Source organism: Enterococcus casseliflavus, from assembly GCF_029215545.1.
Classification (GTDB): Bacteria; Bacillota; Bacilli; order Lactobacillales; family Enterococcaceae; genus Enterococcus_D; species Enterococcus_D casseliflavus.
Map to the genome: position 1 here is coordinate 1,702,113 of NZ_CP119393.1, position 14,810 is coordinate 1,716,922.

Below are 14,810 nucleotides of genomic sequence, written 5' to 3' on the forward strand. Positions count from 1 at the left end.
ACAATTCGTAAGTCATATGCTATAATAGGTAAAAGAGGTGATGGAGAATGATAAAAGTAGAATCGGATTATGCCCTTTGTCCTAAATTTGAAAAAGCTTTTTCTATTTTAGGCAAAAAGTGGAACGGCTTGATCATTGATGTCCTTCTTGAAGACGGCAAACAAAGATTTGTTGAGTTAGCAAACAAGATTCCTCAAGTGAGTGATCGGGTGTTAGTCGAACGCTTGAAAGAATTAGAGCGGGAAGAAATTGTCTGCAAAGAAAACAATCTTTACTGCTTGACGCCAAGAGGTATTGCTCTTGAAAAGAGTATGATGAGTGTGAAGCGTTGGGCAGAAACCTGGGTGCGTGAGGAAGAATGCAGTTGATTTCTCACCGGAAATTAGGTAAACTAAGCTTAAATGAATAGATAAAAAGCGTTGATAGAAACTAGTAATTTGGCTGAATCAGAAAAAGGGAGACTTGTCACAGACTGAAAGCAAGTCCTGTATTCGAAAAATGAATTTCACTTCTGGAGCTTGCTGATTACAGTCAGTCGGCAGTTTTGCTGTCGTTAGCCGAAGTGAGTGCGCGGTTTTTTTCGCGAATGAGGATGGTAACACGAGACGTCGTTCCTTTTTTAAGGGATGATGTCTTTTTTTGTCTTTATATGAATGATACTCACTTTTTTCAGTCAATCCAGTCTTTTTATTCTTACACTATTCACAGCATAGAAGGAGGAAACACATGTCTTTACAAGAGAAATTAGAAGCATTGAAGGAAACGACATTGCTTAAAATCAAAGAAAGTCCAACCATGAATGACTTGAATCAAATTCGAGTGGAAGTGCTTGGGAAAAAAGGCCCTATCACAGAAGTTCTGCGGGGAATGAAAGATCTTTCTGCGGAAGAACGGCCGAAGGTGGGGAGCTATGCCAACGAGATTCGTGATATCTTGACAGAAGCGATCGAAGAAGCCAAGACGTCTATCGAAGCAGCAAACTTGGAAAAAGCTCTTGCTGAAGAATCCATCGACGTGACGTTGCCTGGTAAAAAGATGAACCGAGGAACACGCCATGTGCTAACGCAAATCATGGAAGAAATCGAAGATATCTTTGTTGGTATGGGCTACCAAGTAGTCGAAGGTTACGAAGTGGAAAAAGATCATTACAACTTCGAACGGATGAATCTGCCAAAGGATCATCCAGCCAGAGACATGCAAGATACTTTTTATATTTCAGAGGAAGTGCTGATTCGAACCCATACGTCACCAGTGCAAGCGAGAACAATGGAGACTCATGATTTTTCTAAAGGGCCGCTGCGGATGATCTCACCCGGGAAAGTTTTCCGTCGTGACACAGATGATGCGACCCATAGCCACCAATTCCATCAAATTGAAGGTTTGGTAATCGATAAGAATATTACGATGGGTGACTTAAAAGGAACCTTAGAAGTCATGATGCAAAAAATGTTTGGGGAAGATCGCCAAATTCGCTTGCGACCAAGCTATTTCCCTTTCACAGAACCATCGGTCGAAGTCGATGTCAGCTGCTTCAAGTGCGGTGGTGCCGGTTGTAATGTTTGTAAACAAACTGGCTGGATCGAGATCCTCGGTGCTGGAATGGTGCATCCTAACGTCTTAGAAATGTCAGGGATCGATCCAACCCAATATTCAGGATTTGCTTTTGGTTTAGGTCCTGATCGAGTGGCAATGCTGCGCTACGGCGTGAACGACATTCGCCAATTCTATCAAAATGATGTGCGTTTCATTCGCCAGTTCAAGGGGGAACAATAAATGTTAGTATCATACAAATGGTTAAATGAATACCTTGATCTGTCTGAGATCACACCCAAAGAGCTGGCGGATAAAATGTCAGTGACGGGGATCGAAGTCGAAGGTATTGACGTGCCTGAAGAGGGTTTAAAAAAAATCGTTGTCGGAGAAGTGACCGACTGCCGACCACATCCAGATTCTGATCATCTATCAATTTGCCAAGTAAATATTGGCGAGGATGAAGACTCACAGATCGTTTGTGGTGCGCCGAATGTCAAAAGCGGCATCAAAGTCATCGTGGCATTACCAGGCTCTCGAATCGCGGGCAACGTAAAAATCAAAAAGGGCAAGATGCGGGGAGAAGTTTCCAACGGCATGATTTGTTCGTTGCAAGAGTTGGGATATGCCGATAGCGTGATTCCCAAAGAATACGCAGAAGGAATTTATTATTTACCAGCAGAAGCAGAACCAGGATCACCGGTTTTTCCTTATCTTGATATGGATGATCACATTATCGAATTATCGATCACTCCGAATCGTGCGGATGCGTTGAGCATGCGGGGGGTTGCTTATGAAGTCGGTGCAATCTATCGGCAAACACCGAAGTTTCCTGAAATTGCGCTTACCGAAAGTGAAGTAGCTGCTGCCGATAAAATTCAGGTGAAGGTCACTGAAGTAACGGATGCACCCGCCTACCAAATTCGAATCATTGATGGCGTAACGATCGCCCCAAGTCCACAATGGCTGCAAAATCGCTTGATGAATGAAGGCATTCGTCCAATCAATAATGTCGTGGACGTGACGAATTATATCTTACTGTTATTTGGTCAACCATTGCATGCTTTTGATTATCAAAAGCTAGACAGCAAGGAAATACTGGTACGTCGCGGCAAAGAAAATGAAAGCCTGGTTACCTTAGATGGAGAAACTCGTCAGCTTTCCCCAGAAGACATCGTTATCACCAACGGAACGACACCAGTTGCGCTCGCAGGCGTCATGGGAGGTCTTGATTCTGAAATCACGGAAACGACGACCACAGTCGCTTTAGAAGCGGCCTTGTTCGATCCATTAGCGATTCGTTTGACTTCGAAAAAATTCAATTTAAGAAGCGAATCATCCGCTCGTTTTGAAAAAGGGATCAACCAAGCAACGGTTGCAAAAGCTTGTGATGCAGCAGCAGCACTGATTGCGGAACTTGCTGGCGGAACGGTCTTAAAAGAGGCAGTAATAGGTTCCCAAGTAGCAGTAGAACCTGTGGAGGTTGCGATTACTTTAGCACGGATCAATAGCTATTTAGGCACAGAAATCACTGATGAAGAAGTGCAAGAAATCTTTGATGCATTAGGCTTTGGTCATCGTCAAGAAGCAGACAGCTATATTGTTTCAGTCCCACCTCGTCGTTGGGATATTACGATCGAAGCAGATATCATTGAAGAAGTGGCGCGTATTTACGGTTATGATCGTTTGCCATCGACTTTACCGCAAGGAGAAACGGTTGCCGGTCATTTAACCAAAGCGCAACGTCTGACTAGAGAAGTTCGGACTCTTTTGGAAGGCAACGGGGTCAGTGAAGCCATCAGCTATGCTTTGACAACGGAAGAGAAGGCACAACAATTTACGGATAAATCGAGCCAAGTGACTCGATTGGATTGGCCAATGACCGAAGAGCGTGCCGTCTTGCGCTTGAATCTGATTTCAGGTTTGTTAGACGACGTTGCGTACAATTTGGCACGTAAAAACAATCGTGTTGCTTTATATGAAATTGGTCGCGTCTTCTATCAAACGGGCGACAGTAAACACGAACTGCCAACAGAAGTCAATCACTTAGGGCTAGCATTGACAGGAAATATCCATGAGAAAGACTGGCAAACTCAAGCTCAAAAAGTTGATTTCTTCCATTTGAAAGGCATTTTAGAAAATCTTTTTGATTCGTTGGCATTAACCGACCGTATTCGTTATCAAAAAACGGCAGATATCAAAGAGATGCATCCTGGGCGTACGGCAATGATCTTGCTAGATGACCTAGAAATCGGCTTCTTGGGACAAGTCCACCCATCGATCGCCAAAGCCTACGAAGTGAGTGAAACCTATGTTGCTGAATTGAACTTAGATCAGTTGTTAGCAGCTAAAACAGAACAATTGGTCTATCAACCAGTTTCTAAGTTCCCATCAGTGACCCGAGATATGGCACTCTTGCTCGATGAAACGATCGATAACCAATCCGTGATGGAAATCATTCGTGAAAGTGCAGGTCGCTTCTTAAGTGATATTCGTTTATTCGATGTTTATCAAGGGAAAAACATTGAATCAGGTAAAAAATCTCTAGGGTACAGTCTGACCTTTAGCAATCCGGAAGCTACCCTGACGGATGAAGAGATCAATCAAGCAATAGCGAAAATTACTCGTAACTTAGAAGAAAACGTTCAAGCAGAAATCCGCTAATCAAATAAGTAGAAAAACGTTCTCCACCATACAAAGAAGTTGGGTGGGGAACGTTTTCTACTATTATAATAGATGCTCAGATGACACAAGAATGTTAGGAGTTGAGTGAAAGCCTTAAAAGATTTCTCTATAGAAGGCATTCCAGCTTTTTTGGTACAACCTTTTTTAAACACTGGCTAGGCTGAAAAAATGCATTTTCTAATCAGCGTTTTATGAAGTTATTTTTTAGGACAGCTCCTCGATTTTTGCGCAAGAAACAGCATCAAATCAAAATACACAAAGTGTCAGTCTGGGGAGGAAGTGTTCTCGTGAAATCTAACACAGAGTTTGTACATAGGTTTTGCATGAAAGAATTCATTCCGATTTGTAAACAAAAAAACAAGCCGTAAAGGCTTGTTTTTTTAGGCAAAGTAATTGATGCCCATTGCATTTTTGACTTCAGCTAACGTCTGAGCGGCAACTTGTTCAGCTTTTTCACTACCAAGTTTTAGTAAGTTCATCACTTCACCGGGATCTTTTGCAAAAGCTTCACGGCGTTCACGAATCGGTGCAAATTCGGCTTCTAGAACATCGATCAAATAGCGTTTGATTTTGACATCGCCTAATCCACCACGGGTGTAATGTTCTTTTAATTCAGCAATTTTTTCTTTTTCGGTACCAAATACATCAAGATAAGTGAAGACCATATTGCCTTCAACTTGTCCGGGGTCGTTGACATGAATGTGATTTGGGTCCGTGTACATGCTCATCACTTTCTTTTGTAATACATCGGCTGGATCAGCTAAGTAAATGCCGTTGTTCAATGATTTGCTCATTTTCCCGTTCCCATCGATCCCCGCTAAACGTCCCATGCCTTTTGGCGGTAAAACCGCTTTTGGTTCGACTAATACTTCACTATACGTAGAATTAAAACTATGCACGATTTCTTGCGTTTGTTCCAGCATTGGTTTTTGATCTTCGCCGACTGGGACTAAATTTGCTTTAAAAGCGGTGATATCCGCTGCTTGAGAGACAGGATAGATGAAGAAACCAGAAGGAACGCCTTCACCAAATTTTTTTTGTTCAATTTCGGCTTTAACGGTTGGATTGCGTCGTACTCGAGCAACACTGACTAGATTGAGATAATACATCGTCAATTCAGAGAGCTGAGGGATTTGCGATTGAATAAACATCGTTGTTTTTGCTGGATCCAATCCAACGGCTAAATAATCCAAAGCAACTTCTAAAATATTCGCTGAGACCTTCTCAGGTGTTTTCGCATTATCTGTTAGTGCCTGCATGTCAGCGACCATGATATAAAGCTGATTTTCAGGGTCAGCTTGCATTTCGACCCGTTTTTTTAAAGACCCCACATAATGGCCAAGATGCAATTTGCCAGTTGGGCGGTCGCCAGTTAAAATCGTATTCACTTTTTTTCCACCTTTTCCTTTGTTATATGGTTTATCTTACCTTTTTTTAGCAAAAGAAACAACCGGTTCTCCTTGTGATCTGATGGGGTGAGAAAAATTTTCATGGACAAAAACCTCACATCAAAGTAAAATAGCACTTGTCTTTTCAGAAATAAGGGGGGAACATTGGAAAAGAACCTTTACAAATGAAAAAAGATTGAGCTATAATATGAATCAAATCTTTCCAATTACTCATTTAATTTTAAAAAAAGCTAGGAGTGTGAATCAATGGCAATGATCGAATTTAAGAACGTAGAGAAATATTACGGAAAGTTCCATGCATTAAAAAACATCAACCTTGAATTTGAAAAAGGTGAGGTCGTTGTTGTTATCGGGCCTTCAGGATCTGGTAAAAGTACAATGCTCCGTACGATTAATGGTCTAGAAACCATTTCAGGTGGTCAATTATTGGTCAATGGTAAGAACTTGTTTGACAAAGATGTCAAAATGACAGAAATTAGAAAAAACATCGGCATGGTGTTTCAACATTTCAACTTGTATCCAAATAAAACCGTGTTAGAAAATATTACGTTGGCACCGATTAAAGTATTAAAACAAAATGAGCAAGAAGCCATCAATTTGGCGGAAAAACTTCTTGATCGGGTAGGGATGTTAGATAAAAAAGATTCCTATCCTTCCATGTTATCCGGCGGACAACAGCAGCGGGTCGCAATTGCCAGAGGGCTTGCGATGAAACCAGAGATGCTGCTTTTTGATGAGCCAACGTCAGCATTGGATCCAGAAATGATTGGTGATGTATTGGATGTCATGAAAAAAATTGCCAGTGAAGGTATGTCCATGATCGTTGTTACCCATGAAATGAGCTTTGCCCGTGAAGTAGCAGATCGAATCGTCTTTATGGCGGAAGGACAAGTCTTAGAAGACCGGCGCGATGTCGATGGATTCTTTGATGCACCAAGAGACGAACGTGCAAAACAATTCTTGAGTAAAGTCACAAATCATTAAGCAATAGGAGGAACCCTTATGAGAAAGAAAATATTTTCCTTTCTAGTCTTAGCCTTTGCCCTTGTGACTTTCTCAGGTTGTAAAGGACAAAGTGCCGCAGATATCGATATTTTAGAAAACAGCAAAGAGACGAATCAGATCGTTTGGGGCGTAAAAAACGATACCCGTCTTTTTGGATTGATGGATATCGCGACTAGAGAAGTACGGGGATTCGATATTGATATCGCTCGTGCAATCACTGAGAAAATTTTAGGTCGTGATGGCAATGCCATCTTTGTTGAAGTTACCTCAAAAACCCGGATTCCTCTTTTGAAAAACGGCAACATCGATGCAATCATCGCCACGATGACTATCACGGAAGAACGTAAAAAACAGGTCGATTTTTCCGATGTCTACTTTGATGCAGGTCAATCTTTATTAGTTGCCAAAGACAGTCCTATTCAAGGGATCGAAGATTTGACCGCAGACACCACTGTATTGGTCGTGAAAGGCTCTACCTCAGCTGTGAACATCCGTGAAGCAGCACCAGAAGCGCAAATTTTAGAACTTGAGAATTATGCGGAAGCCTTTACTGCTTTACAATCTGGTCAAGGGGATGCTATGACCACGGATAATGCGATCTTATTAGGGATGGCGAGTGAAAATCCCAATTACCATTTAGTTGGCGAAACTTTTACAGAAGAACCTTATGGGATTGCCATCAATAAAGGACAAAAGCCGTTTCTTGATGCAGTGAATCAAGCCTTGCGGGAAATGCGTGAAGATGGAACCTATGATGAGATATACAACAAGTGGTTCCCTGAAGACGAATCAGGAAAAGTAGAGTAGGAGGAAACTGAATGGTTGAATTATTTCAAACGTATACCGGTCAGTTTATTGAAGGCTTTAAATACACAGTCATGGCGAGTTTGATCGCACTGTTTTTTAGTCTTTTGATCGGAACCTTAATGGCAATTTTTCAGTTGTCAGACAATCGCCTCATCAAAGGGATTGCCAAAGCGTATGTTGAGTTTTTTAGAAATATTCCCTTATTGATCATCGTGATGTTCTTTTATGTTGTTGTGCCAATGTATTGGGTCTCTTTTGACGGATTTCAAGCTGGAACGATTGGTTTAACGATCTATACATCGGCATTTATCGCCGAGACGATCCGTTCAGGGATCCAAACGGTTCCTAAAGGACAGATGGAAGCTTCCTTGTCTTCTGGCTTTACTTATAGTCAAGCGATGCGCTACATTATTTTGCCTCAAGCATTTAAGATCGTCGTACCGCCGTTAGGCAATCAATTTATCAATCTTGTCAAAAATTCATCAATTTTGGCGATGGTCGCAGGATTAGATATTATGTATCAAGGCGATTTGATCGCAAGTGAGACCTTCAATACATTTGATACGTATATCATTGTTGGTCTTTTCTATTTGATCATTACCCTACCATTGTCTTATTTGATGGTTTACTTGGAACGGCGTTGGGCTGTCCGCTCATAGAAAGGAGCTAACGAACTATGGACTTTTTTGAAGCTTTTTCAGCGATTAACATTCGCTTCTTGATCGATGGCTTGCGGGTAACAGTTGAAGTGTCGATCCTATCGATTTTATTTAGCTTTATTATCGGAGGGATCGCCGGCATTTTGCGCTTCAGCTCGATCCCAGTCTTTTCTAAAGTATTAGGTGTCGTGATCGATGTTATTCGTAACTTGCCTTTGCTCTTGATCATCTTTTTCACTTACTTTGCATTGCCGCAGATCGGTATCCGCTTTAATATTTTTTGGTCAGCGGTTGTGGCGTTGACGATTTTTGAATCAGCGATGCTTTCTGAAATCTTCCGTGCTGGTTTGAATTCTGTGCCAAAAGGGCAGATGGAAGCTGGTTTGTCTACAGGGCTAAGCTATGTCGAAGTATTGCGGAGCATCGTCGTGCCGCAGGCATTTAAAGCGATGCTGCCAGCGATCGTCAGTCAGTTGATCTCTTTGATCAAAGATACGTCATTAGCTGTGATTATTTCTTTACCAGAGCTGACTCATCATGCTCGAATCATTTATGGTCAAAACACAAACTATGTTTTGCCTATGTTTTTGGCAATGACTGTTTTATACTTTTTGGTTTGTTATGCCTTGTCATTGCTTTCTGGCTTTTTGGAAAAACATCAGTACGATTACTAAAAAGAATAATCGTCAAAAACATCCCCACGATCGGTCTTTCACCCACGCAAGTGCAACTTGTGGGGTGTAAGCCAATCGTGGGGGCTTTTTTCTTTTTGACCGTTTCGTGGTTTTTTTGGAAAGCTTTTTAGCAAACGAAAGGAATACTTGAAAAATAGACAAAAAAAGTCCAAAATGAATAAGAGAGAAAAATGCACCAAACTCTTTCTTTCATGTAAAGGATGGAAACTATGACAAACAACAGACCAATTGGTTTTATCGATTCTGGTGTTGGTGGGTTGACGGTCGTCAAAGAAGCAATCAAGCAATTACCCAACGAATCGATTCTTTATCTGGGAGATACAGCCAGATGCCCGTATGGTCCGAGACCTGCTGAGCAAGTCATCGAGTATACGTGGCAAATGACCCGTTTTTTATTAGAAAAAAACATTAAAATGTTGGTGATCGCTTGTAATACAGCGACAGCGGTCGCCCTTGAAGAAATCAAAGAACAACTAGCGATCCCAGTGATCGGCGTGATCCTGCCTGGCAGTCGAGCAGCAGTCAAAGCAAGCAAAAACCAACGAATCGGTGTCATCGGGACAAACGGGACGATCAAAAGTGACTCTTACAAGCGCGCGCTTCATGGCAAAGCGCCTCATGCGTCCGTCGTCAGTTTGGCTTGCCCAAAGTTTGTGCCGATCGTAGAAAGTAAACAATACCATAGCTCGGTCGCCAAGAAAATCGTGGCAGAAACGTTGCGACCATTGAAAAACAAACGGTTAGATACAGTGATTTTGGGTTGTACCCATTACCCTTTATTGCGTCCTTTGATTCAAAATGAATTGGGCGCTCATATCCAGCTGATTGATTCAGGGGCAGAAACGGTGGGGGAAGTCAGTACCTTGTTGGACTATTTTTCCATTGCAGCAACGAGTCAGGACGATCCGCATCCGCAACATGCATTTTTTACTACTGGTTCACCGAAAATGTTTGATGAGATCGCCAATGATTGGCTTGATTTAGACACGATCTCATCGATTCACACTGATTTAGGAGGCTTTTAAATGCGACATGATGGCAGAAAAGAAACAATGTTAAGACCAGTCAACATTCAAACCAACGTCTACAAACACCCCGAAGGATCGGTTGTGATCTCTTTTGGTGACACAACCGTGATCTGTTCGGCAACGATTGAAGATCGGGTCCCTCCGTTTTTACGAGATACGGGAAAAGGCTGGGTCACAGCCGAATACAGTATGCTCCCACGAGCGACCAACACTCGTAATCGTCGAGAAAGTGCCAAAGGCAAGCTTTCTGGTCGGACGATGGAGATCCAACGGCTGATCGCTCGTTCCTTGCGCGCAGTAGTCGATTTAGAAAAATTAGGGGAGCGCAGTATCGTGGTCGATTGTGATGTCGTTCAAGCAGATGGCGGTACCCGAACAGCTAGTATTACCGGCGCATTTGTCGCGTTGCGTTTAGCTATCGATACCTTGTTGCGTGACAAAGCATTGACGGAAGATCCAATCAAGGATCATTTGGCAGCAATTAGTGTCGGGATCTTACCAGATGGCACCTGTGTGACTGATCTCGATTATCAAGAAGATTCTTCAGCTGCTGTCGACATGAATTTGGTGATGACGGAATCCGGTCGATTTGTCGAATTGCAAGGAACTGGGGAAGAAGCGACCTTTGATGGTCAGCAGTTGAATGAGATGCTGATCTACGGAAAAACGGCTATCGAAGAATTGATTGCCTATCAAAAAGAGGCACTGTTTTTACCAGATGAACCCCCTTATGAGATTCCCGAAAAAACGATCGTCATTGCTACAGGCAATCCAGGAAAAGCCAAGGAATTTAAAGCCGTATTTGGCGCAGCAGGTTACGATGTCCGTACCTTAAAAGACTATCCTTCCTTGCCAGATGTTGAAGAAACCGGCACCACCTTTGAAGAAAATGCCCGCCTTAAAGCCGAAACCATCGCCAGAATTTTGGGAAGACCGGTGTTAGCTGATGACTCAGGACTGAAAGTCGATGCACTAGGGGGACGACCAGGGGTGTACTCTGCTCGATTTGCTGGTGAGCAAAAAAGTGACGCTGCCAATAATGCAAAATTGCTCTATGAATTGACGGATGTCGAAGATGACAAACGCAGTGCCCAATTTCACTGTACGTTAGTTTTCGCAGCGCCAGGAAAAGAGAGTTTGGTGGTTGAAGCTCAATGGCCGGGGAGAATCGGCCGCATCCCTCGTGGAGAAAATGGGTTCGGCTACGATCCATTGTTTATTCCTGATGGTTCAGAGCAAAGCGCAGCCCAAATGAGTCAAGAAGAAAAGAACCGAGTGAGCCACCGTGGTCTAGCAATCAAAAAACTGCAGGAACAGTGGCGGGAGTGGTTAGAAGGAGAAAATGTATGAAATACTTAGTTGTCAGTGACAATCATTCAGATCGTGAGATTCTTGTTGATCTTAAAAATGAATTCGAAAATCAAGTCGATTTGTTCCTTCATTGTGGGGATTCAGAACTTCCTGAAACGGATCCTTTACGGGAAACATTCCAAGTCGTTTGTGGCAATTGCGATTACGGTGGTGGTTTTCCGAATGAGCGTATCGTTAAAACGCCGCTGGATACCATCTATATGACCCATGGCCATTTGGCGGATGTTCGTTTTGGCGTAACCAAATTAGGCTTAAAAGCGCAACAAGCAGATGCCACGATCGCTTTGTTTGGTCATACGCATCAAATTGCTTGTGAGAAAGTCGGGAATCGACTTTTCTTGAATCCCGGCAGTATTTCCCAACCGCGAGGGCAAATTCAAATCAAAAGTTTTGCGATTATTGAAAGTACGCCAGAACAATGGGCAATCCAATACTATGATCGTTCCTTTCATAAAGTCCCAGAGCTAGCTTTCGTTTTTACACGTTAAGTAAGCGGAATCAAAAAGTAAAAATTTCATTATAATTTTGCAGGTTTCTACTTTCTATTCTCATTTTCAAGTAAAATAGAAGAGTAGCTGTGAAATGGAGGCAATTAGATTGATAGGACAGACCGTAGAAAAAATATTACTCGAGAATCAAGAAAATTTCTTGGTGCCGGCAGAGAATGTGGCATCGGTATTTTATAACCACCCTTTGAGTCACGCATTGCTTGTTTTATCAAAAGTGGGCTATTCAAAGATCCCAGTACTAGATAGTGAGGACCATTTAGTCGGCTTAATCAGCCTCTCAAACATCGTAGAACGAATGATGGATCTCACTGGCTTCAGTATGGAAAATATTGAAGGGCTGACTGTGGCAGATGTCATGGAAGTCAATGTGAATTGCATCAAAGAAAACGATGAGTTGGAAAGTATGCTGCATCTGTTAGTGGATCAAGCATTCTTGCCGATCGTTGATGATGACAATGTCTTTGTTGGGATTATCACCCGCAAAGAGATTTTAAAATCCGTCAATCATTTGGCGCATGAAATCGAAAGACGCTATTTGCTGATTTCGAAAGAAGATGCCCCAAAGATGACAGATGAACTGCATGTGGTATAGAAAAAAGGTTATCCCAGTTTCGGGATAACCTTTTTTTAAATACCGACGATCGGCGCATTGGGGATCGTATAGCCTTTGGCAGTTAATGCATCGATCGATGCGGCCAAAAATTCCTCTTTGATTTTCCATTGCGTACCGTTGGTCACATACATGGTCGTGCGAATTGCAAAGTTGTTGTTTCCTAGATCCACCAGACCGAAGACCGTAGGGGCCGTTTGAATCTCTTCTTCGTGCTGCTGAGCAATCTGTTCATTGACTTCTTCAATGATGGCACGTATTTCATCTAAGCCTTCAGATGGTAAGATACGTACGTCTACCACGACTTGCATATTGGCTCTTGATGTATTACTGATGGTTGTGATGTTACGATTTGGGATATAATGAACGGTTCCATCAACGGATTTTAATTGAACAGTCCGAATACCGACGGCCGTCACTGTACCTTCAAGCGTCAGATTGGTCAAGCGGACGTAATCACCAACGTTGATTTGTTGTTCGGTAATTATAAAGAAGCCAGTAATCAAGTCATTCATAAAGCCTTGGGCGCCGAGACCGAGGGCGACACCGACAACTCCGGCACCGGCTAGTAGCGAGCCTACAGGTACGCCGATGGTTGAAAGGAGAGCATAGACAAAAAAGAAGCCTAATGTGTAATGAACCGTATTGCGGATCAGGGTATGGATCGTGTTGATTCGACTCACATTGAAGGTGGCTTTTTTTTCATAGGACCGATAGATCCGGTCAATGATCATGTTGCTTATTTTTAATAAAATTCCGAATAAGATACACAAAAAAAGCAGCATCAGTGCTTTTTGGATCAGTAGGCCAATGATCGATTCCCAGTCGATCGATGCCCACCATTTTTGTAATGCATTGAGCTGAGCAGCTGCTGGTTCGGTAATGCTGGAACCACTTGAATCGGTCGTGCTAGCTGCAAGTAGCAGTTGTTTCATAAAATCCCTCCAAGTCTTACTGCATCTATTTTAACGAAGATAAAATAGAAATGCAAAGGAGGTTTTCTGAAATACCTGTTTTTTTCAGAAAAAGCCTGCTCAGCCAACGGAGAGGCAAATAGCAGACTTTTCTATGACAATTATTGATTAAGATAAATGAACGCCTTTATCAACAAAAATCACTTCGCCGATAATCCCGCTTGATAATGGACTGATCAAGAAGGCACAAGTATTGCCCACTTCTTCAATCGTCACACCAATATGATCAGGTGTTCGATCCTCTGACAATTGGATCAGTTTTTGATAGTCTTTTACACCAGTTACTGCCAGCGTCTTGATGGCACCAGCTGAAATCGCATTGACGCGGATTTTTTGCGGTGAAAGTTCGGCAGCTAAATAGCGAACGCTTGATTCTAAAGCGGCTTTTGCAATCCCCATCATATTGTAGTTCGGTACTGCCCGTTCGGCACCTAAGTAGGAAAGGGTAACGATTCCAGCATTTTCAGCTAAGATTGGTTTGGCATATTTGGTGACGGCAATCAATGAATAACTGCTGATGTCTTGCGCCAAAGCATAACCGTCACGAGAAATATTCAAAATATCGCCAGATAGATCTTCTTTATTGGCATAAGCAACGGCATGGACAACACCGTGGATCTCACCTGCATATTCTTTGATCGTTTCAAAGGCGGAAGCAATGCTTTCGTCATTGGCGACGTCACATTCCACTACAAATTCATCAGATTCCAATAAGCGCTCTAAAGGCTTTTTCATGCGGTCGTTTTGATACGTGTAGATCACTTCGGCTCCTTGTGCTTTTAATGCTTGTGCACAGCCCCAAGCGATACTGCGTTTGTTAGCAACGCCCATGACGACAACTTTTTTACCAGTTAAAAAACTCATAATTCCACTCCTTAATAAATTCAACAATAATAAAATACGTATAATGACAAATAGTAAATCAAACTATCTTGATTTCTAATTATTAAGCATAATTGTTTGATTGTCAAACTATTTTTTTCTTAATAAATATTTAGTTGCGAATTTCGCTGAACTATGATACTTTGATAATCAAACTATAATAAATTCTTAAGCAAGGAAGGGAAACCATGAAAAAACTATTGACTGAAACAGAAGTCATGGATTTGATTCCAAATCGCTACCCAATTATATATATTGATTACGTCGATGAAATCGAGTCTGGCAAAAAGATTATCGCAACGAAAAATGTCACCATCAACGAAGACTTTTTCCAAGGACATTTCCCAGGAAATCCAGTAATGCCAGGTGCCTTGATTTTAGAAACATTGGCACAAGCAGGATCGATCCTGATCTTGAAATCCGAGGAATTCCAAGGTAGAACGGCGTATATCGGCGGCATTAACAAAGCCAAATTCCGTCAAAAAGTTGTTCCGGGAGATACCATGAAACTTGTTTTCGAGATCACTAAAATCAAAGGCTCTGTAGGAACTGCTGATGCGGTCGCTACAGTGGACGGCAAAAAAGCTGCGGAATGCGAATTCACCTTTATCGTTGGCGACCAAAAATAAAAGAAAACCGCTGAAAT

At 42.2% G+C, this 14,810-nt stretch carries 15 protein-coding genes; 12 read left to right on the forward strand and 3 right to left on the reverse strand.

The features are described 5' to 3' along the window. Nucleotides 1-47 precede the first annotated feature (47 nt). The 3 genes from P0G38_RS08245 to pheT all read left to right on the forward strand — a co-directional run bounded on the left by P0G38_RS08245 (nt 48) and on the right by pheT (nt 4,194). Nucleotides 48-368 (forward strand): winged helix-turn-helix transcriptional regulator, encoded by a 321-nt coding sequence (locus tag P0G38_RS08245; RefSeq protein ID WP_005226192.1) that lies wholly within the window; start codon nt 48-50, stop codon nt 366-368. 358 nt (nt 369-726) lie between these two features. Beyond that, complete coding sequence (gene pheS, locus P0G38_RS08250) at nt 727-1,773, forward strand: phenylalanine--tRNA ligase subunit alpha (RefSeq protein ID WP_008381915.1); 1,047 nt, start codon at nt 727-729, stop codon at nt 1,771-1,773. Further along, entirely contained in the window at nt 1,774-4,194 is a 2,421-nt protein-coding gene (pheT, locus tag P0G38_RS08255; RefSeq protein ID WP_086317394.1) for a phenylalanine--tRNA ligase subunit beta, read from the forward strand. A gap of 401 nt (nt 4,195-4,595) precedes the next feature. On the opposite strand, the gene trpS is transcribed toward pheT, so the two are convergent. Beyond that, nucleotides 4,596-5,603 carry a tryptophan--tRNA ligase gene (trpS, locus tag P0G38_RS08260; protein WP_005236112.1) on the reverse strand — a complete coding sequence of 336 codons (1,008 nt, stop codon included), beginning with the start codon at nt 5,601-5,603 and terminating at the stop codon, nt 4,596-4,598. Between the two features lie 267 nt (nt 5,604-5,870). Here trpS and P0G38_RS08265 point away from each other — a divergent pair, with 267 nt between their 5' ends. From P0G38_RS08265 to cbpB, 8 genes are all read left to right on the forward strand, one after another. Further along, the gene (locus P0G38_RS08265) at nt 5,871-6,608 is read left to right on the forward strand and encodes an amino acid ABC transporter ATP-binding protein (protein ID WP_008381909.1); all 738 of its coding nucleotides are present in this window, start codon (nt 5,871-5,873) and stop codon (nt 6,606-6,608) included. Nucleotides 6,609-6,626: 18 nt separating this feature from the next. Then, complete coding sequence (locus tag P0G38_RS08270; protein ID WP_008381907.1) at nt 6,627-7,436, forward strand: transporter substrate-binding domain-containing protein; 810 nt, start codon at nt 6,627-6,629, stop codon at nt 7,434-7,436. 11 nt (nt 7,437-7,447) lie between these two features. Continuing rightward, nucleotides 7,448-8,095: an amino acid ABC transporter permease gene (locus P0G38_RS08275; RefSeq protein ID WP_005226186.1), complete on the forward strand. Its 648-nt coding sequence runs from the start codon at nt 7,448-7,450 to the stop codon at nt 8,093-8,095. 17 nt (nt 8,096-8,112) lie between these two features. After that, the gene (locus P0G38_RS08280; protein WP_275855061.1) at nt 8,113-8,769 is read left to right on the forward strand and encodes an amino acid ABC transporter permease; all 657 of its coding nucleotides are present in this window, start codon (nt 8,113-8,115) and stop codon (nt 8,767-8,769) included. Between the two features lie 230 nt (nt 8,770-8,999). Further along, nucleotides 9,000-9,815, forward strand: coding sequence for a glutamate racemase (racE, locus tag P0G38_RS08285; protein WP_015509769.1), 816 nt, complete (start codon nt 9,000-9,002; stop codon nt 9,813-9,815). Then, the gene (gene rph, locus P0G38_RS08290; protein WP_275855064.1) at nt 9,816-11,168 is read left to right on the forward strand and encodes a ribonuclease PH; all 1,353 of its coding nucleotides are present in this window, start codon (nt 9,816-9,818) and stop codon (nt 11,166-11,168) included. Further along, nucleotides 11,165-11,677 carry a metallophosphoesterase gene (locus tag P0G38_RS08295; RefSeq protein ID WP_275855066.1) on the forward strand — a complete coding sequence of 171 codons (513 nt, stop codon included), beginning with the start codon at nt 11,165-11,167 and terminating at the stop codon, nt 11,675-11,677. The genes rph and P0G38_RS08295 overlap by 4 nt, the downstream gene beginning before the upstream one ends. Nucleotides 11,678-11,786: 109 nt before the next feature. Continuing rightward, the gene (gene cbpB, locus P0G38_RS08300) at nt 11,787-12,290 is read left to right on the forward strand and encodes a cyclic-di-AMP-binding protein CbpB (protein WP_005226181.1); all 504 of its coding nucleotides are present in this window, start codon (nt 11,787-11,789) and stop codon (nt 12,288-12,290) included. 35 nt (nt 12,291-12,325) lie between these two features. On the opposite strand, the gene P0G38_RS08305 is transcribed toward cbpB, so the two are convergent. Together P0G38_RS08305 and fabI are read right to left on the reverse strand one after the other, a co-directional pair. Continuing rightward, complete coding sequence (locus P0G38_RS08305; protein ID WP_015509767.1) at nt 12,326-13,243, reverse strand: mechanosensitive ion channel family protein; 918 nt, start codon at nt 13,241-13,243, stop codon at nt 12,326-12,328. A 147-nt stretch (nt 13,244-13,390) separates the two neighbouring features. Further along, nucleotides 13,391-14,146, reverse strand: coding sequence for an enoyl-ACP reductase FabI (gene fabI, locus P0G38_RS08310; protein ID WP_005226179.1), 756 nt, complete (start codon nt 14,144-14,146; stop codon nt 13,391-13,393). Between the two features lie 206 nt (nt 14,147-14,352). On the opposite strand from fabI, the gene fabZ reads away from it, so the two are divergent. Next, a complete protein-coding gene (gene fabZ / locus P0G38_RS08315; RefSeq protein ID WP_005226178.1) occupies nt 14,353-14,793 on the forward strand; it encodes a 3-hydroxyacyl-ACP dehydratase FabZ in 441 nt (146 codons plus the stop codon). The last annotated feature ends 17 nt before the right edge of the window (nt 14,794-14,810 follow it).

What these genes read in the sequence shown, in the direction of transcription:
- fabZ (WP_005226178.1), top strand. Translation starts at nt 14,353, where the DNA reads ATGAAAAAACTATTGACTGAAACAGAAGTCATGGATTTGATTCCAAAT.
- P0G38_RS08265 (WP_008381909.1), top strand. Translation starts at nt 5,871, where the DNA reads ATGGCAATGATCGAATTTAAGAACGTAGAGAAATATTACGGAAAGTTC.
- P0G38_RS08305 (WP_015509767.1), bottom strand. Translation starts at nt 13,243, where the DNA reads ATGAAACAACTGCTACTTGCAGCTAGCACGACCGATTCAAGTGGTTCC.
- fabI (WP_005226179.1), bottom strand. Translation starts at nt 14,146, where the DNA reads ATGAGTTTTTTAACTGGTAAAAAAGTTGTCGTCATGGGCGTTGCTAAC.
- rph (WP_275855064.1), top strand. Translation starts at nt 9,816, where the DNA reads ATGCGACATGATGGCAGAAAAGAAACAATGTTAAGACCAGTCAACATT.
- P0G38_RS08245 (WP_005226192.1), top strand. Translation starts at nt 48, where the DNA reads ATGATAAAAGTAGAATCGGATTATGCCCTTTGTCCTAAATTTGAAAAA.
- P0G38_RS08270 (WP_008381907.1), top strand. Translation starts at nt 6,627, where the DNA reads ATGAGAAAGAAAATATTTTCCTTTCTAGTCTTAGCCTTTGCCCTTGTG.
- P0G38_RS08280 (WP_275855061.1), top strand. Translation starts at nt 8,113, where the DNA reads ATGGACTTTTTTGAAGCTTTTTCAGCGATTAACATTCGCTTCTTGATC.
- pheS (WP_008381915.1), top strand. Translation starts at nt 727, where the DNA reads ATGTCTTTACAAGAGAAATTAGAAGCATTGAAGGAAACGACATTGCTT.
- P0G38_RS08295 (WP_275855066.1), top strand. Translation starts at nt 11,165, where the DNA reads ATGAAATACTTAGTTGTCAGTGACAATCATTCAGATCGTGAGATTCTT.
- P0G38_RS08275 (WP_005226186.1), top strand. Translation starts at nt 7,448, where the DNA reads ATGGTTGAATTATTTCAAACGTATACCGGTCAGTTTATTGAAGGCTTT.
- pheT (WP_086317394.1), top strand. Translation starts at nt 1,774, where the DNA reads ATGTTAGTATCATACAAATGGTTAAATGAATACCTTGATCTGTCTGAG.
- racE (WP_015509769.1), top strand. Translation starts at nt 9,000, where the DNA reads ATGACAAACAACAGACCAATTGGTTTTATCGATTCTGGTGTTGGTGGG.